Consider the following 22,235-nt stretch of genomic DNA (forward strand, 5'->3'; position numbering starts at 1 on the left):
TAATATGAAAATTGCAATATATGCTCAGATCTACGAGAATGAAACCTTAGATTATGTTGTGGAGTTACTGGATGAATGTAAAAATGTTGGCGCAGAAGTATATATTGAAGCACATTTTTACACTCAATTGTCCGCTTCAAGACAAATTGCAAACTACGGCACCTTCGATCGCGAAGTTGGTTTGGATCGGTCTTTCGAAATGTTTGTGAGTTTTGGAGGGGATGGAACAATTTTAAGAGCTATTACATATATACGTGATCTGGGAATACCCATAGTTGGAGTAAATACGGGTAGACTTGGTTTTCTTTCCACTTTAAAAAAGGAAGAAGTCAGAAGAGTTGTTACAGAATTTGTTTCCGGAGCCTATTCCATAGTTGAACGTAGTCTGGTAGAAGTGAATGCCGATTTTGATATCCCTGAATTCAGGGATATGAATTATGCATTGAATGAAGTATCTGTAAGCAGGAAGGATACCACTTCAATGATAACTGTGGAAACACATCTTAATAATGAATATTTGACCTCTTATTGGGCAGATGGACTCATAGTAGCAACGCCAACAGGATCTACAGGCTATTCTTTGAGTTGTGGAGGCCCCGTTATAATGCCGGGAGTACAATCACTGGTAATTACACCTATTGCCCCCCATAATTTAAACGCAAGACCCCTGGTTATCTCGGACGACACAATCATCCGATTAAAAGTTTCAGGACGAGAGGTAAATCATCTTGTTTCATTAGATTCCCGAATCGCCACTATAGAAAATGGTAAAGAAATTACTGTTAAAAGGGCCCCATTTACCATAAAAATGATTGCCTACACTTCTGAGAGCTTTTTGGAAACAATTAGAAACAAATTGCTATGGGGTCAGGATAAGCGGAATTAGATACTTCCTTAAAACAATAAAAAACTGCAAATACTGTTTATCAAAGGTAAATAGGGGTATATATTATATTAGTTGTAAAATGCTATATTAATTATATTTGCAAACTTTTGAATTTAATGAGAGCGTTTATTGTTGTTATTCTTTTACTTGGATTTGGCTTGATAAATGCCCAAACTTATGAAATTGGATTATATGCAGGGGGTACCAATAATATTGGAGATGTTGGCAGAACAAACTATATAGCACCTTCTGGTCCGGCGATTGGAGGTCTTTTTAAATGGAATAAAAGTAAGCGTTATGCCTGGAGAGCTAGCGTAATTTATGGAAAGTTTACAGCAGATGATTCAAAATCAGGTATTTCTTCCAGACGCCAAAGGGGCTATAAGATGGATAATTCTGTGTTAGAAGCTTCTGCAGGCCTAGAATTTAATTTTGTTGAATATAATTTACATAAATTAGGACCAGCGTTTACACCATATTTGTATACTGGTATTACCTATTTCCGATATGGGTATAAATACTTTGATGCGGGGCAGGTGCAGGATATAGATCAAAAGGATGGTTCTTTTGCCATTCCAATGACTGTTGGTTTGAAAGCGAGGTTGTCGCAGTTTTTGATCATAGGTGCAGAAATAGGAGCTCGATTGACTTTTACTGACAATTTGGATGGTAGTAATCCAGAAGGATCTAACTTTGAACAATTTAGATTTGGAAATATTTTTAGTGATGATTGGTATGTTTTCTCAGGAATTACATTAACTTATACCTTTGGTAGAAAACCATGTTCCGATTGTTTTGAGTAACACTTATGATGAATACTAATGATGATTTAAAAAACGGAAAACTTCCGAAACATCTGGCTATTATAATGGATGGTAATGGCAGATGGGCCAAACAAAAAGGACGACTGCGTGTTTTTGGTCATGAGCATGGTGTTAAAGCTGTACGCGATGTAGCAGTAAACTGTTCTAAGCTGGGAATTAAGTACCTTACCTTATATGCCTTTTCTACAGAAAACTGGAAACGACCGAAAATAGAAGTTGATACCTTAATGAAGTTATTGGTATCCTCCTTAAAAAAGGAACTTCCTACTCTAAACGAGAATGATATAAAACTAAATGCCATTGGCAATATTGAATCTCTTCCCTCCAGGGCTCTCGCAGAACTTAAAGAAGTCATGGCCAAAACTAGTCAGAATTCAACAATGACCCTGACTCTTGCTCTTAGTTATGGTTCAAGAGAAGAGATAAAAAATGCGATTAAAAGTATTAGTGTCAAAGTTAAAAATAATATAATTTCTCCTGAAAATATTGATGAAACCATTATTAATAACCATCTTTACACGCGAAATTTACCAGACGTAGACTTGCTAATCCGAACCAGTGGTGAACACAGGATTAGCAATTTTTTACTTTGGCAAATAGCGTATGCCGAATTATATTTTATTGATGTATTTTGGCCCGATTTTAAAGAGCATCATTTGTTAGAGGCTATAAAAAATTATCAGCACAGAGAACGAAGATTTGGAAAAACTAGCGAACAACTCAACTAGCGATATGAAGAAGTTCATATCACTTGAACTTCTTATTTTATTTTTACTACTCCTTTTTACTACTTTCAGTTCTGCTCAGGAAGCTTCCTATGGAAATGGCAAAAAGTATATACTTGGGGGAATTGAAGTTAAAGGTTTGCAAAGTTATAACGAGCAGACTGTCAAAACTTTTACCGGACTTAGAGAGGGCCAGCCGATTACAGTTCCGGGTGATCAAATTAGTGACGTAATTAAAAAGCTATGGGATCTTGAATTGTTTAGTGATATTAAATTCTATATTTCAAATATAGACGGAGATAAGGTCTTCCTGGAACTTGATATAGAGGAAAGACCAACCTTATCCAAGGTTACGGTTTATGGGATTAAGAAGAAAAAAATAGATGAAATAATTAAAGAAACAGATCTTAAGAAAGGGAAAAAGGTAACAGAGAGCTTCATTTCTAATACCAGAAATTATATTCAGAATAAATATAAAAAAGAGGGATATTTAAATGCCAAGGTCACTATTGCTACCGCTGTAGACACATCAGATACTAATGCTGAAAGCATGGTGGTTAATATTAAGACGGGAGATAAAGTTAAGATCAAGAATATTACTATTGACGGTAACAAAATGCTCTCAGATAAACAGCTGCGAAAAGCTCTGAAGAATACTAAAAAAGCTCAATTTGGCAGGGTTTGGAAAAAATCGAAATATATTGAAGCTGATTATCAGGAGGATTTGGCAGCATTGGTCGATAAATATGCGGAGAAAGGTTACCGGGATGCTCGAGTGATTGAAGATTCAATTTCAATAATTAATACTAAGAAAATAAATATAGATATTAAAGTTGAGGAGGGTAACAAATACTATTTTGGAAAAATAGATTTTGTGGGGAATTCTGTTTATACTGACGCTCAACTTAATAAGGTTTTGGGAATTAAAAAAGGAGATACATATAATGGTGTACTCCTGAGAGAAAGGATTGCGGACGAATCTAAACCTGATGCTGAAGATATCACAAACCTCTATCAGAATAATGGCTATTTGTTCTCACAAATAAACCCGGTAGAGGTATCTGCTCAGAACGATACTATAAATTTTGAGATCAGGATTATTGAGGGGAAAGAGACTTTTTTAAATCATGTCTATGTTGCAGGGAATGACAAAACCAATGATCATGTTATCTTTAGAGAATTAAGAACTCGTCCCGGACAGAAATATAGTAAAGATAACATTGTACGTAGTGTCAGGGAATTGGGACAACTAGGATTTTTTGATGCAGAACAAATAAAACCGGATATTCTAAATCCGGATCCCAATTCTGGAACCGTTGATTTGAAATATAGCCTGGTAGAATCCGGAGCTAGTCAGATAGAATTACAAGGTGGTTATGGTGGAGGTGGATTTATTGGCACTCTAGGCCTGTCTTTTAATAATTTTTCTATAAAAAACATATTTAATGGGAAGGCTTATAAGCCCGTTCCTATGGGAGATGGGCAAACATTTGCACTTCGTTTACAAGCGAGTAGAACTTTTAGGGTTTATAGTCTTAGTTTTTCAGAACCCTGGCTTGGAGGTAAAAAACCAGTGAGGTTTAATATGTCGTTTTCCAGGACTCAGCAATTCTTGGCATCATTTGACAGTTCAGGAAGGGTTCAGGTAAATAAAGATCAGCAATTTTCCATAACAGGTGTTTCCCTTGGACTTGCGAAAAGATTGCAATGGCCCGATGACTTTTTTACAATATCTCATTCATTGGGGTATCAATTATACGATTTTCAAAACTATAATTCAGGCCTCTTTCGGTTTGGTAATGGGACATCTAATTCCCTTGCTTATACCTTGGGCTTATCCAGGAGTTCTGCAGGACCTGGAAGAATATTTCCTTTATCAGGGTCAATATTTGAAGTGACCGCCAAGTTAACACCACCGTATTCTCTTTTTAGCGATAAAGACTATAGGGGTTTACAAGATCGAAGTGATGAACTTAGTGTGATAGGCCAGATACGTCCTTTAACCCCAGATGAAATTTCGGAACAGCAGACAATAGAGCAGGAGAGATTTAAATGGTTGGAGTATTTTAAAATTAAATTTAAAGGAGATTGGTATACGCGAATAGTGGGGAAATTAGTACTGCGTACAAATATTGAGTTTGGTTTTCTGGCAAGTTATAACAGTGATGTGGGAGAAGTACCTTTTGAACGCTTTTTTATGGGTGGAGACGGTCTTGGTGGTAATTTTACATTAGATGGCAGAGAGACCATTCAATTAAGAGGATACGAGAATAATTCAATAACACCAATTGATCCTGTCACAGGGCAACAGGATGGAGGAATTGTATTTAATAAGTATTCTCTGGAACTTCGATATCCATTAACATTAAAGCCATCTGCATCTATATATGCCTTAACTTTTTTAGAAGCAGGAAATAATTTCAACAATTTTCAGGAGTATAATCCGTTTCTTTTAAAACGATCGGCCGGAGTGGGCGTCCGGATATTTATGCCGGCCTTTGGTCTATTGGGAATTGACTTTGGTTATGGTTTTGATGAAGACAGCCGTCCTCAGTCCGCAGGTACGGGTCCAAGCGGATGGCAAACGCACTTTATTATAGGGCAACAGTTCTAACCTCGGTATTTTTTCCAATAAAATTTAGGGTAATCCACTCATTTTAAAATAATTAGTATTTTTGGCACGATATTTTCTATGTAATAAAACGAATTAAATGATGAAGACAAAAGTTCTTTTAGTAGTTGTAGGTTTATTGCTTTGGTCTAACACATTTTCACAACGGGGTGTAAGAATTGGTTATGTAGATATGGAGTATATCCTTGAAAATGTTGAAGAATACCGTGATGCAAGCGAGCAGTTAGAAAATAAAGTCCAAAGATGGAAAGTAGAAATTGAGCAGAAGCAAAGCGAAGTGGATCAAATGAAGAAGGATTTGATGGCAGAAAAAGTGTTATTGACAAATGAGCTTATCCTGGAACGAGAGGAAGAAATTCAAATCCTGGAAAAGGAAATGATTGAATACCAGCAAAATAGATTTGGACCTAATGGTGATTTGGTTTTGCAAAAGAAAAGGTTAATTCAGCCTATACAGGATCAGGTTTTTAATGAAGTACAAAAAATTGGATCAAATAAAAAGTACGATTTTATTTTTGATAAATCGGCGGATGTTGTAATGTTGTACTCCCAAAAAAGACACGATATAAGTGAATTGGTGCTGAGGGGAATAGCGAGGACCAGGAAAGTTAGTGCGCCAAAGGCGAAGGCGAAAAACAAAAGCCAGTTAGAAAACTTTGAAGGTGATTCGGAAGAAGAGGAAATAAGTGATGCCCTTCTCGAGAGACAGGCAATGGCAAAGCAAGCGGAAGAAACAAGAGTTAAAACTGCTGAAGAACGGAGAGAAGAACAACTAAGAATAAGAGAAGAACGTAAAAAGGCCTATGAAGAAAGAAGAAAGAAATTATTAGAAGAACGGGAGGCAAAGAGGAAAGAAAAAGAAGAAGAAAGAAAGCAAGCAATTGAAAAGAACGAAGAAACTAAAAACTAAAACTCGAAATTAATTATATTAACATTCAAATAGTAAATTTAGAAATCATGAAACAGTTTAAAAAAGTAGCAATAGCCTTAGTTTTATTAGTAGCCGCTACTAGTTTTGTAAATGCACAAAGCAAAGTCGCGCATATTAATGTAACGGAATTATTGGGCGAGATGCCAGAAATGAAGGCCGCTCAGGCAGAGCTAAAAAAACTACAGGAAACATACAGGGCAGATATTGAAAGCTCTATGACAGAGCTAAAGAATAAATATACTCAGTATTCTAACGAAGCTACTACAAAATCTGAAGAAGAGAATCAAAAAAGAGCTCAGGAACTTCAGGGTTTTGAAAAAAATATTGGGGACGCGCAACAAGCAGCACAACAGGAATTGGCTAAAAAGCAAGCAGAATTATTCGAGCCCATTTCTATAAAGGCAAAAGCAGCCATAGAAAAAGTAGCTGCAGCTCAAGGTTATGATTACGTCATAGATGCTACTCAAGGTGGCGGTCTAATCGTTGCAAAAGGAAAAGATCTTTTAGCCGAAGTAAAACAGGAATTAGGTTTTTAATTTTTACTTTGTTCAACTTAATAGTAAAACTGTCCTTAAAAGGACAGTTTTTTTTTGTTTATTTATTTAATAAATAGGTGGACATTAATTCTTTTATGATCAATCTACATTGGCAGAAATACAGTATTAATAGTGTAACAGGGAGAATTTTGTTTTATAATATCTTTTATGGTATTGAACGTTTGTGTTGGGAAAGCATAACTTTGTTATTGAAAATTAGTTATAGTAAACCGCATTTTACATGAATGTAAAACCCATAGGTATTTTTGATTCAGGGGTAGGAGGTACTTCCATATGGAAAGAAATACATGCTCTCCTACCTCATGAGAATACTATTTATTTGGCAGATAGCAAATATGCACCTTATGGTCAAAAAACCAAAGAAGAAATAATTGCTTTAAGTGCAAAGAACACTGAGCTTTTAATAGCACGTGGCTGTAAACTTATAGTTGTTGCCTGTAATACGGCTACTACCAATGCTATATCACATTTAAGAGAGAAGTACGATGTTCCATTTATAGGGATTGAACCAGCCATTAAACCCGCAGCACTAAATTCCGGAACAGGAACTGTAGGAGTATTAGCAACAAAAGGAACTTTGAGCAGTAGTCTCTTTTTAAAAACTTCAAAAGACCATGCTGGCGAAATATCGATTGTTGAACAGGAAGGTGCTGGCCTTGTACCATTAATTGAAGCTGGAAAAATAAATTCTATTGAGACTAAACAATTATTGATCAAGTACATTAAGCCTATGCTCCAGGCAAATATGGATCATATTGTTTTGGGATGTACACACTATCCCTATTTAATTCCGGTCTTAAAGGAAATATTGCCTACTCATGTGAAAATAATAGATTGCGGTGCTGCTGTGGCAAAGCAAACCCTGGCGGTTCTTGATAAAGAAAGTCTCAAAAATCCCAAAAAGATTCCTGGCAAAATTCAGTTTTATACCAATAAGGATACAGAGATTTTAATTTCTTTTCTGAAAGATGTTGATGAAATAAAACAAATCGCATATCTGGATTTTTGAAGCTGCTGCCACCAAAAAATATTTTATTTTCACCTATAATAGTTGTTTATACGAAGGTTAAAATGGGAAATTTAAATTTTTTCTAGATATTCTCTCTTTTGTACGTTAGATAGGTGAAGTTGTATTTATGTCTTTCATCACTTGAGTGAAATTCCTCCTTAATCAGTTTCCATGTATTTTTATCTATTTCCGGGAAATAAGTATCAGCGTTAAATGATTCATGGACTCTGGTGATTTCCAGCAAATCGGCATGCGGCATCCCCAAATTATAAATTTCACCACCACCGATAATATAGGAAATGGGATCATTAGATGCTAGATTCAAGGCTTCTTCCATTGAATGTACAACAATACATGAAGGTAATTCAACATTATATTTGAGATCTCGTGTAATTATTATATGCGTGCGATTTGGGAGCGGTTTAGGAAAACTTTCAAATGTTTTCCTGCCCATAATAATTTTATGTCCCGTTGTTAATTGCTTAAAACGTTTAAAATCATCTGGAAGATGCCAGAGAAGATCATTATCCTTTCCTAAGCCATTATTCTTTCCAATGGCAGCTATCATAACAATTTTACCCACTAATCTTTTTTTTTATAATTAGCAATTGGGAAATCGGTTTCAATTTCGTTTTGAAGTTCCTTTATCCTCTGCCTTTGTTTTGCAATTAATTTTTCGCGTTGTGCACGTTCCCAGTCAATTCCCATAAACTTTTGAGTAACATAGACATTTACTACATGCACAACAAACAAGAACGCCCAGAAAGTAATACCCCATATAAACCAGTTATATTCTTCACCGTATTTTAGAATTTTGTTTATCAAAATAAGAAATACACTACCGATAATAAATAGCACAAAATGAACGTATAGGTTTTTTTTTTGCTTAATTCGTTTATGCGCATACTCCAGCTGTTCATGCTGTTCTCTATCTATAATGGATTCACTTTTATTTTTGGAAAACATTCTAATAGTTATCTTTAGATACAAAGATACAGCAAATCAAAAATTACAAAAACTATCAAGGATGCTAAATAATAGAAAATCATATCCTGTCCTTAACCATTGTATTTATGCAAATACTGCTGCATACGGTCTTTTGAATGATGAACTTTTGGAGTGGCGTCAAAATCACGATTTGGATTATCTAGTTGGTGGCAGTTCTATGAAAATTGAAAGTTTAGGCCTAATAGGCGAAACAAGACAAATTGTTGGAGAATTTTTTAAGTGTAAGAAGGATCTCATTGCCTTGGTTCCAAATTTCTCTTTAGGGCTGAATATGCTGCTCGAAGGATTGGATAGCGAGGAGCATATATTACTACTTGAAAATGACTACCCTTCTGTTAATTGGCCAGTTGAAAGCAGAGGTTTTCAAATTTCTTATGCTAAAATTGATGAACAGTTAGAACAGAATATTTTAGAAAAAGTCAGGAATAATTCTGTTACAGTTTTAGCACTTAGTTTAGTTCAATGGATAAACGGAATCCGTGTGGACCTGGATTTTCTAAAATCATTGAAAAAAGAATTTCCCCAACTTCTTATCATAGCAGATGGCACTCAATTTTGTGGAGCTTTTGAAATTGATTTTGAAAACTCGGGTATCGATGTGCTGGGGGCGAGTGGATATAAATGGCTATTGGCAGGAACGGGCAATGGTTTTTTTCTATTCAAAGATTTAGCCCAAAGAAGATTTACAATTAAAACCACTGGATTCAATTCCGCCAATGCTGTCCTTACTGCAAAAAACACTATACCATTTAATAAACACTTTGAGCCGGGGCATCTGGATAGTCTAAACTTTGGAAGTCTGAAATGTGCACTGGAAATACTAAATAACATTGGTATGAAGGAAATTGCAGCGCATAACGAGAATTTAAGTAAAAAGGCTGGTAAGGGTTTTGACGAATTAGGATTGTTAAATAATTATGTTATCCAAAGAAATCGGCATAGTACCATTTTTAACATTAAAGACAATAATGGATTATATAACCATTTAAAGGAGGAAAATGTGGTCTGTTCGAGGCGTGGAGAAGGTATCCGACTTAGTTTTCACTACTATAACACGGTGGAAGACATAGATGCCATTTTAGAGATCATTAGAAAGATGAGGTAGGAATTACCTACTTGAAAAAAGAACGCAAACCTTTTTACTAAATTGAGCTAAAAGGCATTGATATTTTAAGAAAACAATAATTATGATTTTAATCATTGGAAATGAGAGATTTAATGTATTATTTTTGCAGCGTAATCACAAAATTTAAAAATTATGTCAATCGCAAAACAATATTTAAAAACAAAGCCAATTTGCAAGGTTACTTTTACAGTACCTGCTGAAGATGCAAAAAAAGTTGCTGTAGTTGGAGATTTCAATAATTGGAACCCTAAAGGAAGCATGTTGAAAAAGCTTAAAAACGGAACTTTTAAAGGAACGTTTGATTTGCCGAAAGAGAACACTTACGAGTTTAGATACCTCGTAGATGGCAATTATGTTAATGAAACAGAAGCAGACCGTTACCAGTGGAATGAATTTGCTGGTTCTGAAAATGCTGTATTAGAGCTGTAATTAACAAAAAGTATCAAAGAGACCGGGATGATCATAGAACATCCCGGTTTTTTTATTCAACAATTTCTACGCCCTTCCAAAAGGCCACAGAGCCCTTTATTTGTTTTGCCAGTTCACTGATCTCAGGGTAATACCAGGCTGCATCTTTGTTTTCCGCTCCGTTAACTTCTAGGGTATAATAGGAGGCTACCCCTTTCCACGGGCAAGTACTATGTGTTGTACTGGGTTTAAAATATTCTTTTTTAATGCTTTCAATTGGAAAATAATGATTGTTCTCAACTACAGTTGTATCGTTACTTTCAGCAATAATTGTATCTTTCCAAATGGCTTTCATACCTATTTTTTTAAAATATAGTTTTTATAAAATTTGTTCTCATCAGTAAAAATTCTGCTTATCTGCATTCCGGCTTTATCAGCTAACCATGAGACTATATTATCGTCATATTTTTGCGAAATTTCCGTATGTATAGTTTCCCATGCATTAAAAGTTACAGTAAGATCAAGCCCGTTAATATGAATTGTCTGATTTTCCTTGGAAACCAAATAACTTTTAGCAGTACCTGTTTCCGGATCGTATACTTCCCAATGTATGAACTTATCGAGATCAAAATTGGCACCCAACTCACTGTTTATTCTGGCCAACAAATTTTTGTTAAACCTTTCGGTAATCCCTGCTGCATCGTTATAGGCATTTAGGATGGTCTGCGGATCTTTTTTTTGATCAAAGCCAATAAAGAAAAGATCATCTTCATTCATTAATTCTTGTATGCTCATCAAAAATTCCACGGCCTGTGGATGAAGTAAATTACCAATATTTGAGCCCAGAAACATAATAACCTTTCTCTTATGTTGCATTGTGCAGAGTTGTTCAAGCGTTTCAAAATAAGTCCCCTGTAAAGGCATTACATTTACCGAAGGGAGCTCATTGCTTATAGACTCCTCAAGTTCATTCAGCGCATTCTGGCTTATATCTATCGGGACATATTGAAAGGGAATTTCCTCTGCCGCAAGTTGTCTTAAAAGAATTTTAGTTTTCTTTCCATCTCCTGCACCTAGTTCAATAAGGTCGAAACCCTTTGAATCTTTAAAAAATGCCCGGCATATTTCATCTTTAAATTTATCAAGAATTTTATATTCGCTATTTGTCAGATAGTATTCTGGCATGTCCATAATTTCCTGAAACAACTTATCTCCTTTCTCATCATAAAAATATTTTGAAGATAAATGTTTTGGAAAATCAGTAAGCCCTTTATAAACGTCTTTGTGGAATTGAGACGTTGAAATCAATGTTGTTTTTTGTTGCATGTTGCTTTTGTCGGAATTATTTGGCCAACCTTAACCCAGTATATTGCCATCTTAGATGGGGATGAAAAAAATTACGATAAGTAGGGCGTGTATGATCGGATGGCGTTGCAAAAGATCCTCCCCGAAGGACTTTCTGACTTACCATAAATTTACCATTATACTCACCCAAGGCGCCCTCCTCTTTTTTATAGCCAGGGTAAGGCAGGTATGCGCTTTCCGTCCATTCCCATCGGTCGCCCCATGAGAAATATTTCTGTGCTGCTTCCCATTCAAATTCAGTTGGCAAGCGGCAGCCTTTCCATTGTGCAAAAGCAAAGGCCTCAAAATAGGAAAGATGAGAAACTGGAGTATTTGGGCTAATTTTTTGCAGCCCTTCAAGGGTATAATGATGCCATTCTGTGTCTATGTTATGCCAGTAGAAGGGGGAAGAAATCTGATTTTTGGAAACCCAATCCCATCCCTCGGCATGCCAAAATTCAAATGAATTATACCCCCCATCATTAATAAATTCCAAATATTCTTTATTGGTAATAAGTTTATTTGATATTTCGTAGTCATGCAAAAACACCTTATGTCTGTCTAATTCATTGTCAAAGCAGAAAGTATCCAGGCCGTGGCCAATTTCATATATGCCGGCATCAATTGAAACCCAATCCTGCTGATGACTTTCTTCAATATGTTCATTAATTGAATCTGTATAGGCTGGGAATAGGGGATTATTACCGAGAATGTATTTGATATCCGTCAATAGTAGTTCCTGATGCTGCTTTTCATGGTGCACACCAATCTCTAAAAGTTGAAGAAGTTTTTCTTCTGGTTCTTTATCAAAAAGTGTTTTAATAGCATTTGTTACATAATATCTGTAAGCATATACCTTTTGGACTGAAGGCCTTGAAAGATTACCACGGTCTGCACGGATGACTCTTTTACCCAAAGTTTCATAATAGCTGTTAAATACAAATGAAAAGTCTTCATCATAAACCTTATAACCATTTAAATATGGTTTAAGCAGAAACTCTTCAAAGAACCATGTCGTATGTCCAAGATGCCATTTAGGAGGGGAAACATCTTCTATGGGCTGTACCACATAATCTTCAATTTCCAGAGGGGTACATATAGTTTCACTTTCTTTTCTGGTGACTAGGAATGTGTCCAGGAGTGTCTCCGTAACAGGCATAACGCAATTTTTCTTTTAAATATAGGAATTTATGCTCGTTGATAAAATTATTTAATAACTACACAGCGACCGCCCCTTTGATATGCGGATACGGATCGTAATATAACAGCTTAAAATCTTCAAATTTAAAGTCAAAGATATTTTTGACCTCAGGATTGAGTACCATTTTTGGTAATGGTCTGGGTTCTCTGCTGAGCTGCAGCTCTATTTGCTCTATATGATTGTTGTATATATGTGCATCGCCAAAAGTATGAATAAATTCACCAGGGGCATAACCACAAACCTGAGCTATCATGAGTGTAAATAGGGCATAGGAAGCAATATTAAAAGGAACTCCTAAAAAAATATCGGCACTCCTTTGATATAACTGGCAGGATAATTTTCCGTCCGAAACATAAAACTGAAAAAAAGCGTGACAGGGGGGAAGTGCCGCTTTTCCGTTTGCAACATTTTCTGAAAAAGATTTTGAAGTATCTGGTAATACACTTGGGTTCCATGCGGTTACCATCATCCTGCGGCTATCCGGATTTTCTTTTAAGGTTTTAATGACCTCTGTTATCTGGTCTATATTCTCCCCATTCCAGTTACGCCACTGATGACCGTATACAGGGCCTAATTCCCCGGTTTCATCTGCCCATTCGTTCCAGATGCGCACACCATTTTCCTGTAGGTAATTAATATTGGTATCCCCTTTTAAGAACCATAGTAATTCATAAATGATGGATTTTAAATGCAATTTTTTGGTAGTAACCATAGGAAATCCTTCACTGAGGTCAAAACGCATTTGGTAGCCGAAGACACTATATGTGCCCGTTCCTGTCCTATCAGACTTTTGTGCACCCGTTTTAAGAACATGCTTAAGTAAATCGTGGTATTGCTTCATAAAAAATAATCTTTCGAAGACGAATTTAATGAAAGATAAATTGGATTGGATTTTGAGTTTTAAAAACTTATTAACGAATACAGATCTACCATTTTTAAAATAAATGGATCTATCCCAGAATCATGCCGGCAATAGTGGCTGATAGCAAGGAAGCAAGCGTTCCTCCTAAGACCGCTCGCATTCCAAATTCAGAGAGTGTTTTTCTCTGGCCGGGCGCCAAAGAGCCTATTCCACCTATTTGAATTCCAATTGAAGCAAAATTGGCAAAACCGCATAACATATAGGTGCCCATAATTATAGATTTATTATAGGCAAAATGTGTAGGGTTAAGGACATTTTTTAATTCTGCCAATTGTATATATCCTACAAACTCACTGGCTGCCAGTTTTATTCCCAATAATTGGCCCATTAGCATAATATCCTGAGTATTTACCCCAATAAGCCACATCAATGGCGCGAAGACTGCTCCCAAAATAGCTTCAAGTGAAAGGGAATCGTATACAGTGTTTGAAGAAATCCATTCATTGATCATTGTAAAATCCCCGATCCAACCCAAAATACCATTAATCATCGCGATAAAGGCAATAAAAACCAATAACATTGCACCAACATTTACAGCCAGCTTTAGTCCTTCGGTTGTTCCATTAGCAATTGCATCAAGCAGATTGGAACCTATTTTTTCATTGGATATTTTAATCTCTTTGTTTACCGCTTCTGTTTGCGGATAAAGTATTTTAGATATAACAATTGCACCCGGAGCTGCCATAACAGAAGCTGCTAATAAATGCCGCGCGAATTCTAATCGAAGTATTTCATCTGTCCCTCCCAGAAAGCCAATATAGGCAGCCAATACACCTCCAGCAACAGTAGCCATTCCGCCGATCATAACGAGAAGAATTTCAGACCGGTTCATTTTCTCTAAATATGCTTTAATTAGTAAAGGTGCTTCCGTTTGTCCTAAAAATATATTGCCAGCAACTGAAAGGCTTTCAGCACCGGAAATACCAAGTGTTTTTGTAAGTAACCAGGCTAAAGCTTTGACAATCTTTTGTATTATTCCTAAATAAAATAACACTGAAGTAAGGGCAGAAAAGAAAATGACTGTGGGTAAAATCTGGAATGCAAACACATATCCAATGTTTGGATTATCTACATTCAACAAGTTGCCCAAAAGAAATTCGCTACCAGCAAGCGTATAATCAAGAATATTTACAAAAAATTGTCCGGCGAACCTAAAAATATCCTGTATTAAGGGTACCTTCAAAATACCTATTGCGAGCAATAGTTGAACCCCAATGCCTATAGAGGCAGTTTTCCAATTAATTGCTTTTCGGTTTGCACTGAAGATATAGGATATTAAAACGAGCATGAACATTCCTAAAACGCCTCTCCAAAGTGAGTTAAATGAGAATCCCTGATTAGGGATTATTATGTCCAAAGTCTGGTTGGAAATGTCATTTAATGTAGTGGTATCCAACGTAATTGACAGAGAATCCGGAATGGCAACTTCCTGAGCTATTACTGGAAATGAAAAAACCAATAATAATAAAAGAATCCAAAACCTGAGGTTCATATAAGAGATGCTAAATTATCAATTGCGTTTGGATATTTCGTCTCTCAGTTTCGCGGCTTTTTCATAATCTTCACTGGCAACAGCCTTATCTAATTCCTTGTTGAGTTCTTCGAGCGTTAATTCCTTATAGGGAGTAGTTGTGCCCGGATCTATTTCTACAGTTTCACCTTCCTGCAAAATTTCATCAACAACAATACTGTCGTCACCTTCTTCCTTGTCTTTATCCTTGGATGAAAACTTAAGGAAAATACCCGCTTTGTCCAAAATGGTTTTATAAGTAAAAATTGGTGCGTTAAAGCGAAGAGCAAGAGCAATAGCATCACTTGTCCTTGCATCTATTATTTCTTCAATTTTATCACGTTCACAGATAATGCTGGAATAAAATACACCATCCACCAGTTTATGAATGATTACCTGCTTTACGACAATATCAAACCGGTCAGAAAAATTTTTGAAAAGGTCATGAGTAAGAGGTCTTGGAGGTTTAATTTCCTTTTCCAGTGCAATAGCAATTGACTGCGCCTCGAAAGCTCCAATAACAATTGGTAGTTTTCTGTCGCCATCCACTTCATTTAGAATAAGGGCATATGCCCCGTTTTGTGTTTGGCTATAGGAAATTCCTTTTATTTTTAACCTTACTAAGCTCATATTTGTATGTAAACCTCAAATGGTTGTTTAGATAAAGGGTGTCCATATATTTTAACAGCCTTTTGGGGGCACAAATTAACAAAAATTAAGCGTTTTGGGCCTTAAATTCTTTTAATTTTTCAATGAGTTTGGGTACCACTTCGAAGGCATCACCCACAATGCCATAATCTGCGGCCTTAAAAAATGGTGCTTCCGGATCAGTATTTATTACAACTTTTACCTTAGAAGCATTAACTCCTGCCAGGTGTTGGATTGCTCCTGAGATACCTATAGCAATATAAAGATTACTGGCCACAGGTTTCCCGGTTTGTCCAACATGTTCACTATGTGACCGCCACCCCATATCAGAAACGGGTTTAGAGCATGCAGTTGCAGCACCAAGAACATCGGCTAATTCTTCGATCATGCCCCAATTTTCAGGACCTTTTAATCCTCTTCCTCCAGACACAACAATATCGGCATCGGCAATAGTCGCCTTACCAACTACTTTGTCAATATTCACTGATTGAACAGAGAAATAGGAATCATCTAAGTTGGGTTCAAAGTTTTCGACCTTAGGACTTACTTTATTTTCAAATATTCCATAGGCATTACTAGATACTCCAATAATATTTATATCAGTTTTAAACTGCGTATGTACAAAACCTTTGTTGCTAAATGCCATCCTTTTTACTACCAGTGGATTTGTACTAAGTGGTGGAGCAACCACATTGGTGCAGTATCCGGATTTTAGTATACCGGCAAGGATAGAAGCCATATATTTAGTATCTGTGCTGGAGCTAACAACAATAATTTTAGCTCCTTCATTTTCCACCGCCTGAGCAATAACAGTTGCGACAGCCTTTGCGTTAAAAACAGAAAGTTTATCACTGGCAACTTTCAATATTTTTGAAACCCCATAATTTCCAATTACTTCAGAATCCGGGGCATTAAGAGTTATTGCGGTAACTGAAGTGCTTAATTGTTCCGCTAACTTATAAGCATAAGAGGCAGCCTCGAAAGCATTTTTTTTGAATTTACCGTTATCGGATTCCATATAAACAAGTACTGACATAATTTTCTTTTAAAGATTAATTTCAAAATTTTAGCAAACTTTGAAACCTGATTTAATATTTATATGACTTTGGCTTCATTGTGCAAAAGATCAATTAATTGGGAAATATTATCCGCTTCCACAAGTTTCACTGCACCTTTGGCTGCTGGTTTTTCAAATTTAATATCTTCTGTTCCATGTTGAACTTCAACTGGTTCCAGAACATTTAGCTTTTTTTGACGAGCCATCATAATACCCCTCATATTTGGAATACGAAGATCACTTTCCTCTACCAGACCTTTTTGTCCACCAATAATTAAAGGAAGGGTAGTAGATATTTTTTCTTTACCACCATCAATTTCCCGAACGGCCGTAGCAGTATTTCCTTCAATTTCAAGTCCTATACAGGTATTTATAAAATTAAAATTTAAAATGGCTGACATCATACCAGGAACCATACCCCCATTGTAGTCTATAGATTCTCTGCCCGCTATGATAAGATCATAATCACCAGTTTTAACAACTTCGGAGAGCTGCTGGGCAACAAACAGACCATCTGTTGGTTCTGCATTTATACGAACAGCTTCATCAGCACCAATAGCAAGAGCTTTTCTAATTGTTGGTTCAACAGAAGGCCCCCCCACAGTCGCTACATGAATAGTTGCACCCTGCTTTTCTTTAAACCACATGGCACGGGTTAAACCAAATTCATCATTTGGATTAATTACAAATTGTACACCATTGGTATCAAATTTAGTATCTCCTTCAGTAAAATTAATTTTGGAAGTAGTATCCGGTACGTTACTGATACAAACTAATATCTTCATACTTATTTTGCGTTTTATGCATTCAAAAAGTGGGTACGAAGATAACTATTAATTTTCAAATTTACTATGCATGCATAGTAAATTTTACATCTTTTTTTAATTCACTGGCAAGGTTAATTGGTAGATATTTTCCTATTTTTGTTGGCATTTGAAAATGAATTTTTAAAAAAGGGGGATCACACTAAGATGAAGACCATACAATTTAGGCAGGCAATTGCGGAAGCAATGACAGAAGAAATGCGAAGAGATGAATCCATTTATTTAATGGGTGAAGAGGTCGCAGAATATAATGGTGCCTATAAGGCATCAAAAGGAATGTTAGACGAATTTGGTCCTGATCGTGTTTTAGACACACCAATTTCTGAATTAGGTTTCGCAGGAATAGGTGTTGGATCTGCAATGAACGGCAACAGGCCGATCATTGAATTTATGACCTTTAATTTTGCTCTGGTGGGTATAGATCAGATAATAAATAATGCTGCAAAAATTAGACAGATGTCCGGGGGTCAGTTTAATTGTCCAATTGTTTTTCGCGGACCTACAGGATCTGCTGGTCAATTGGCTGCTACACACTCACAGGCATTTGAAAGCTGGTTTGCCAATTGCCCGGGATTAAAAGTTGTTGTGCCATCTAATCCAAATGATGCAAAAGGACTTTTGAAAATGGCAATTCGCGATGATGACCCGGTTATTTTTATGGAGTCTGAACAAATGTATGGAGATAAAGGTGAAGTTCCTGAGGGAGAATATACGATACCTCTGGGCGTAGCTGAAATAAAAAGAGAAGGTAAGGATGTTACCATTGTTTCTTTCGGAAAAATAATTAAAGAAGCTTATAAAGCGGCAGACGAATTGGAGAAAGAAGGTATTAGTTGTGAGATAATAGACCTGCGTACTGTTAAGCCAATGGATCGAGAAGCGATATTAAAATCTGTAAAGAAAACAAACAGATTAATTGTTCTGGAAGAGGCGTGGCCATTTGGAAACGTTGCAACGGAGATAACTTATTTGGTACAATCGGAAGCTTTTGATTATCTGGATGCACCTGTCATAAAAATAAATACCGCTGATACTCCTGCGCCATACTCCCCTGTATTGTTGGAAGAATGGATTCCCAACTATAAAGATGTGGTAAAGGCTGTTAAGAAAGTGTTATATAAATAAATTAAGTGATTTTGTAAAGGTATCTTAGCTTCGTCGACCAAGGTTGGACGAAGCTTTTTTATTAAAGGAATTCTATTCGAAGTCAATTTACCCTAAACTATAGTTGCTAATTTTGCATTTTCGGTTACTTTGGATCGTAAATTGCATTATGTCATATTAATGAAAAGATTCCTGCTATTCTTTCTTTTTTTAATGCCTTTATTTATCTGGTCTCAGACAAAAGCAGGCGGTATTGTAGTAGATGAGGCAGGGGTGCCTGTCGCATTTGCTAATGTTGTATTTAAAGGCTCTACTGAGGGCGCTATAACTAACGAAGATGGCTTATTTTATTTGGAATCTTCAGAAAAATACAGCTCCCTTATCATATCGTTTATTGGTTATAAAACCGAGGAATTAGAATTACCACAACGGGTAAACTACAAGCTCAAAGTTGTATTGTTTCAAGGTGAACAGTTAGATGAGGTGGTAGTATATGTAGGAAAACAATCTAAGAAGAATAATCCGGCTATAGACATCCTAAAGAAAATATGGGCAAAAAAGAAGATCAATGGTCTTCGAATGTTTAAGCAATACCAATATGATAAATATGAAAAGGTAGAATTTGACCTTAATTCTATTGATAGCACCATGATGAAGAGTAAGCTTTTCAAAGGAATGGAATTTGTATTTCAGGATCTGGATACTTCAAGAATTACAGGTAAAACCTATTTGCCAATTTTTTTAAATGAAACCTCAAGTAAGGTATATGGAGATAATATTCTTGCTCAGACTAAAGAGGATGTTTTAGGAAATAAAAATTCGGGATTTAGTAATAATCAAGCCATAATAGGATTTGTAAAGGACCTTTATTCGGAATATGATATTTATGATAAGTATTTAAAGTTTTTTGACAAGAGTTTTCCCAGCCCTGTTTCTGAAGCCGGAATTGATGCTTACAATTACGTCCTTTCAGATAGTGCTTTTATAGAAAACAAATGGTGCTATCATATTATATATTATCCCAGGCGTAAAAATGAACTCACATTTAAAGGTGATTTTTGGGTGAATGATTCAACTTTCGCCATAAAGAAAATTAACCTGGAAGTTACAAAAAGCGCCAATATAAATTGGGTCAAAGAAATCTATATTGAGCAGGAATTCGAGGTAGTTAATGATTCTGTGTTTTTACTCAAAAGAGATTATATGCTAAGTGATTTTAGCCTATTTAAAAAAGAAGAATCCAAGGGGGTCTATGGAAAGAGAACTACCGTTTATGGCAATTATAAGTTTAATATTGAAAGGCCTAAACAGTTTTATAAAAATAAGACCGACCCTTTTAACCCAATAACTTTTGAAAGGGATAGTGTATTTTGGGAAAATAACAGACTGGAATCTCTCAACAAAGACGAGCAAGGAATCTATTCTCTCTTAGATACCTTAAAGACTGTACCTCGTTTTAATACAGCTTATGATATTGTAAGTGTTTTGGCGTCCGGTTATATTGAAATAGATAAATGGAATATCGATCTTGGAAGTATTTACAGTGGTTTTGGATATAACGAGGCTGAAGGAATTAGATTGAGAGGAGGAGCCAGAACCTATTTCGGGCAAAATGACCCATGGCGTATTGAAGGGTATATGGCATATGGATTTAAAGATGAAAAATTTAAGCATGGTATTTCCGGTAAATGGCTGCTGGATAAAAAAACCAGACTTATACTATCCGGGGGTAACCGCCGAGACATTGAGCAATTGGGGATTAACCTTACCCAAACAACAGATGTGCTAGGCAGAAGTGTAGCCTCTTCCGCGATATTTACAGTTGGCGCTAATGACAGACTTACCAATATTAACCTTACTACATTCAATACAGATATTGAGCCTGTCACTAATTTACGGATTCGCTTCGGGAGCTCTTATCGAACATTGAGCTCGGCACTACCAGATTTATTTAGTCTGGATTATATAGATCCCACATCTTCGACAGGAATATCTTCTGAGATAAAACAGTTTGAACTAAATACCGTTTTATTATACACACCGGGAAAAAAAACTATTGGAAGCGGGGTTGAACGAAGAGATGTAAATGATAATTATAGCACACTTCTATTAAATTACACAAAGGGCTTAAAAGGCTTTTTTCAAAGTGATTTTGAATTTGAAAAAATTCAATTTTCTTATAGACAGCCATGGCAGATTGGAGGTTTTGGGAGATTGTTAAGTACTGTTGAGGTAGGTAAAACATTCGGATCTGTTCCGCTTGGCCTCTTGAGCGTAATCCCGGGAAACCAGACCTTATGGACCATTTATAATACATTTCCAAATTTGAACTTTTACGAGTTTGTAACGGATACTTATGCCACGGTTCATTTGGAACATAATTTTAATGGTCGTTTATTTTCAAGGATTCCTGTTCTTCGAAACTGGAATTTAAGAGAAATAGTAGGTTTAAGAGGTGCATGGGGTACTTTAACAGATGAAAATATTGCACTAAGCAGCCCAACAAATATTCCGCTAATAGCTCCTTCTGATAAGATTTATTGGGAATACTCTTTTGGGATTGGTAATATCTTTAAGGTTTTTAGAATAGACTTCAATTTCAGAGGCAATTACCTGGAGAATCCGGATGCTCGCCCTTTTAGTATTAAGGGAACATTTGGTTTTAGTTTTTAAATCTTTCAAGGAAAATATTTAGGCTTTTTTATTCTAATCCAATTTACTACTTTTGCACCCGTTTTAAATAGCAAATAACTAACTAATATGGAATTAATAGTAAACCTTTTACCAGCTTTTGGTGTTTTAGCACTGCTTTTTGTATTTATAAAAAATATTTGGGTTTCCAAACAAGAAGTAGGCAATGAAAAAATGGCAAGGATAGCCAAACATATTGCTGATGGAGCAATGTCCTTCTTAAAGGCAGAATACAAAATCTTATCAATCTTTGTTGTGGCTGTGGCCATTTTATTGTACTTCAAGGGGAATTATGAGGAAGGTTCAAATGGAATGGTGGCCGTTTCTTTTATTGTTGGTGCCATCTGCTCTGCTTTGGCAGGATTTATAGGCATGCGCGTTGCAACTAAAGCAAACGTTAGAACAACACAAGCCGCTAGAAAATCCTTAGGTAAGGCTTTGGAAGTAGCTTTTGCAGGTGGTTATGTAATGGGATTAGGTGTTGTAGGTCTTGGTGTTCTTGGATTGAGTGGGTTGTTTATGATTTACCAGATGATTTGGCCGGGAGCTGAAAATATTCCTATGGTATTAAATGTGCTTTCTGGGTTTTCCCTTGGAGCATCATCTATAGCCTTGTTTGCTCGTGTAGGTGGAGGAATTTATACTAAGGCTGCTGATGTTGGTGCGGATTTGGTTGGTAAAGTTGAGGCAGGTATCCCAGAAGATCATCCTTTAAACCCCGCAACTATTGCAGATAATGTAGGTGATAATGTAGGAGATGTTGCAGGTATGGGAGCCGATTTATTTGAATCGTTTGTTGGTTCTATTATTGGTACCATGGTATTAGGG

The 22,235-nt window shown here is 36.1% G+C and carries 22 protein-coding genes; 12 read left to right on the forward strand and 10 right to left on the reverse strand.

Annotation, left to right across the window (positions count from 1 at the left end; translation table 11 throughout):
- Positions 1–4 precede the first annotated feature (4 nt).
- The 7 genes from WBN20_RS10780 to murI all read left to right on the forward strand — a co-directional run bounded on the left by WBN20_RS10780 (position 5) and on the right by murI (position 7,564).
- On the forward strand, positions 5–886 hold the full coding sequence (locus tag WBN20_RS10780) for an NAD kinase (protein ID WP_424281678.1): 882 nt from the start codon (positions 5–7) through the stop codon (positions 884–886).
- A gap of 116 nt (positions 887–1,002) precedes the next feature.
- Entirely contained in the window at positions 1,003–1,689 is a 687-nt protein-coding gene (locus WBN20_RS10785; protein WP_424274280.1) for a DUF6089 family protein, read from the forward strand.
- 8 nt (positions 1,690–1,697) lie between these two features.
- Positions 1,698–2,438, forward strand: coding sequence for an isoprenyl transferase (locus tag WBN20_RS10790; RefSeq protein WP_424272619.1), 741 nt, complete (start codon positions 1,698–1,700; stop codon positions 2,436–2,438).
- Positions 2,439–2,442: 4 nt separating this feature from the next.
- Positions 2,443–5,049, forward strand: a complete 2,607-nt coding sequence (gene bamA, locus WBN20_RS10795) for an outer membrane protein assembly factor BamA (protein WP_424274281.1) — start codon at positions 2,443–2,445, stop codon at positions 5,047–5,049.
- A gap of 100 nt (positions 5,050–5,149) precedes the next feature.
- On the forward strand, positions 5,150–5,977 hold the full coding sequence (locus tag WBN20_RS10800; RefSeq protein WP_424281688.1) for an OmpH family outer membrane protein: 828 nt from the start codon (positions 5,150–5,152) through the stop codon (positions 5,975–5,977).
- 47 nt (positions 5,978–6,024) lie between these two features.
- Positions 6,025–6,534 (forward strand): OmpH family outer membrane protein, encoded by a 510-nt coding sequence (locus tag WBN20_RS10805; protein ID WP_424272894.1) that lies wholly within the window; start codon positions 6,025–6,027, stop codon positions 6,532–6,534.
- 241 nt (positions 6,535–6,775) lie between these two features.
- A complete protein-coding gene (gene murI / locus WBN20_RS10810; protein ID WP_424281679.1) occupies positions 6,776–7,564 on the forward strand; it encodes a glutamate racemase in 789 nt (262 codons plus the stop codon).
- 82 nt (positions 7,565–7,646) lie between these two features.
- Here murI and WBN20_RS10815 read toward each other — a convergent pair whose 3' ends face one another.
- Both WBN20_RS10815 and WBN20_RS10820 read right to left on the reverse strand, forming a co-directional pair.
- Entirely contained in the window at positions 7,647–8,147 is a 501-nt protein-coding gene (locus WBN20_RS10815; RefSeq protein ID WP_424281680.1) for a dihydrofolate reductase, read from the reverse strand.
- Complete coding sequence (locus tag WBN20_RS10820) at positions 8,147–8,530, reverse strand: 2TM domain-containing protein (RefSeq protein WP_424281681.1); 384 nt, start codon at positions 8,528–8,530, stop codon at positions 8,147–8,149. The genes WBN20_RS10815 and WBN20_RS10820 overlap by 1 nt, the downstream gene beginning before the upstream one ends.
- A gap of 61 nt (positions 8,531–8,591) precedes the next feature.
- Here WBN20_RS10820 and WBN20_RS10825 point away from each other — a divergent pair, with 61 nt between their 5' ends.
- Positions 8,592–9,677, forward strand: a complete 1,086-nt coding sequence (locus WBN20_RS10825; protein WP_424281682.1) for an aminotransferase class V-fold PLP-dependent enzyme — start codon at positions 8,592–8,594, stop codon at positions 9,675–9,677.
- 153 nt (positions 9,678–9,830) lie between these two features.
- A complete protein-coding gene (locus WBN20_RS10830) occupies positions 9,831–10,127 on the forward strand; it encodes an isoamylase early set domain-containing protein (RefSeq protein ID WP_424258638.1) in 297 nt (98 codons plus the stop codon).
- Between the two features lie 52 nt (positions 10,128–10,179).
- Here WBN20_RS10830 and WBN20_RS10835 read toward each other — a convergent pair whose 3' ends face one another.
- From WBN20_RS10835 to WBN20_RS10870, 8 genes are all read right to left on the reverse strand, one after another.
- Positions 10,180–10,461 carry a DUF427 domain-containing protein gene (locus tag WBN20_RS10835; protein WP_424272119.1) on the reverse strand — a complete coding sequence of 94 codons (282 nt, stop codon included), beginning with the start codon at positions 10,459–10,461 and terminating at the stop codon, positions 10,180–10,182.
- Positions 10,462–10,463: 2 nt separating this feature from the next.
- On the reverse strand, positions 10,464–11,432 hold the full coding sequence (gene egtD / locus WBN20_RS10840) for an L-histidine N(alpha)-methyltransferase (protein ID WP_424281683.1): 969 nt from the start codon (positions 11,430–11,432) through the stop codon (positions 10,464–10,466).
- Positions 11,433–11,448: 16 nt separating this feature from the next.
- A complete protein-coding gene (gene egtB / locus WBN20_RS10845) occupies positions 11,449–12,609 on the reverse strand; it encodes an ergothioneine biosynthesis protein EgtB (RefSeq protein ID WP_424281684.1) in 1,161 nt (386 codons plus the stop codon).
- A gap of 58 nt (positions 12,610–12,667) precedes the next feature.
- A complete protein-coding gene (locus tag WBN20_RS10850) occupies positions 12,668–13,492 on the reverse strand; it encodes a thymidylate synthase (RefSeq protein WP_424271671.1) in 825 nt (274 codons plus the stop codon).
- Positions 13,493–13,601: 109 nt separating this feature from the next.
- Positions 13,602–15,065, reverse strand: coding sequence for a NupC/NupG family nucleoside CNT transporter (locus tag WBN20_RS10855; protein WP_424271670.1), 1,464 nt, complete (start codon positions 15,063–15,065; stop codon positions 13,602–13,604).
- 18 nt (positions 15,066–15,083) lie between these two features.
- The gene (locus tag WBN20_RS10860; RefSeq protein ID WP_424271669.1) at positions 15,084–15,713 is read right to left on the reverse strand and encodes a bifunctional nuclease domain-containing protein; all 630 of its coding nucleotides are present in this window, start codon (positions 15,711–15,713) and stop codon (positions 15,084–15,086) included.
- Between the two features lie 85 nt (positions 15,714–15,798).
- Positions 15,799–16,767, reverse strand: coding sequence for an electron transfer flavoprotein subunit alpha/FixB family protein (locus tag WBN20_RS10865; RefSeq protein ID WP_424281685.1), 969 nt, complete (start codon positions 16,765–16,767; stop codon positions 15,799–15,801).
- A 59-nt stretch (positions 16,768–16,826) separates the two neighbouring features.
- The gene (locus tag WBN20_RS10870; protein WP_424274338.1) at positions 16,827–17,573 is read right to left on the reverse strand and encodes an electron transfer flavoprotein subunit beta/FixA family protein; all 747 of its coding nucleotides are present in this window, start codon (positions 17,571–17,573) and stop codon (positions 16,827–16,829) included.
- Between the two features lie 186 nt (positions 17,574–17,759).
- On the opposite strand from WBN20_RS10870, the gene WBN20_RS10875 reads away from it, so the two are divergent.
- The 3 genes from WBN20_RS10875 to WBN20_RS10885 form a co-directional block, all read left to right on the forward strand.
- Positions 17,760–18,737, forward strand: coding sequence for a pyruvate dehydrogenase complex E1 component subunit beta (locus tag WBN20_RS10875; protein WP_424274339.1), 978 nt, complete (start codon positions 17,760–17,762; stop codon positions 18,735–18,737).
- Positions 18,738–18,896: 159 nt separating this feature from the next.
- Positions 18,897–21,389: a DUF5686 family protein gene (locus WBN20_RS10880; RefSeq protein ID WP_424281686.1), complete on the forward strand. Its 2,493-nt coding sequence runs from the start codon at positions 18,897–18,899 to the stop codon at positions 21,387–21,389.
- An 87-nt stretch (positions 21,390–21,476) separates the two neighbouring features.
- Positions 21,477–22,235, forward strand: a 759-nt coding sequence (locus WBN20_RS10885) for a sodium/proton-translocating pyrophosphatase (protein WP_424281687.1), incomplete at its 3' end; no start/stop codon positions are given.

This window comes from Eudoraea sp. (assembly GCF_049665975.1).
Taxonomy (GTDB): Bacteria; Bacteroidota; Bacteroidia; order Flavobacteriales; family Flavobacteriaceae; genus Eudoraea.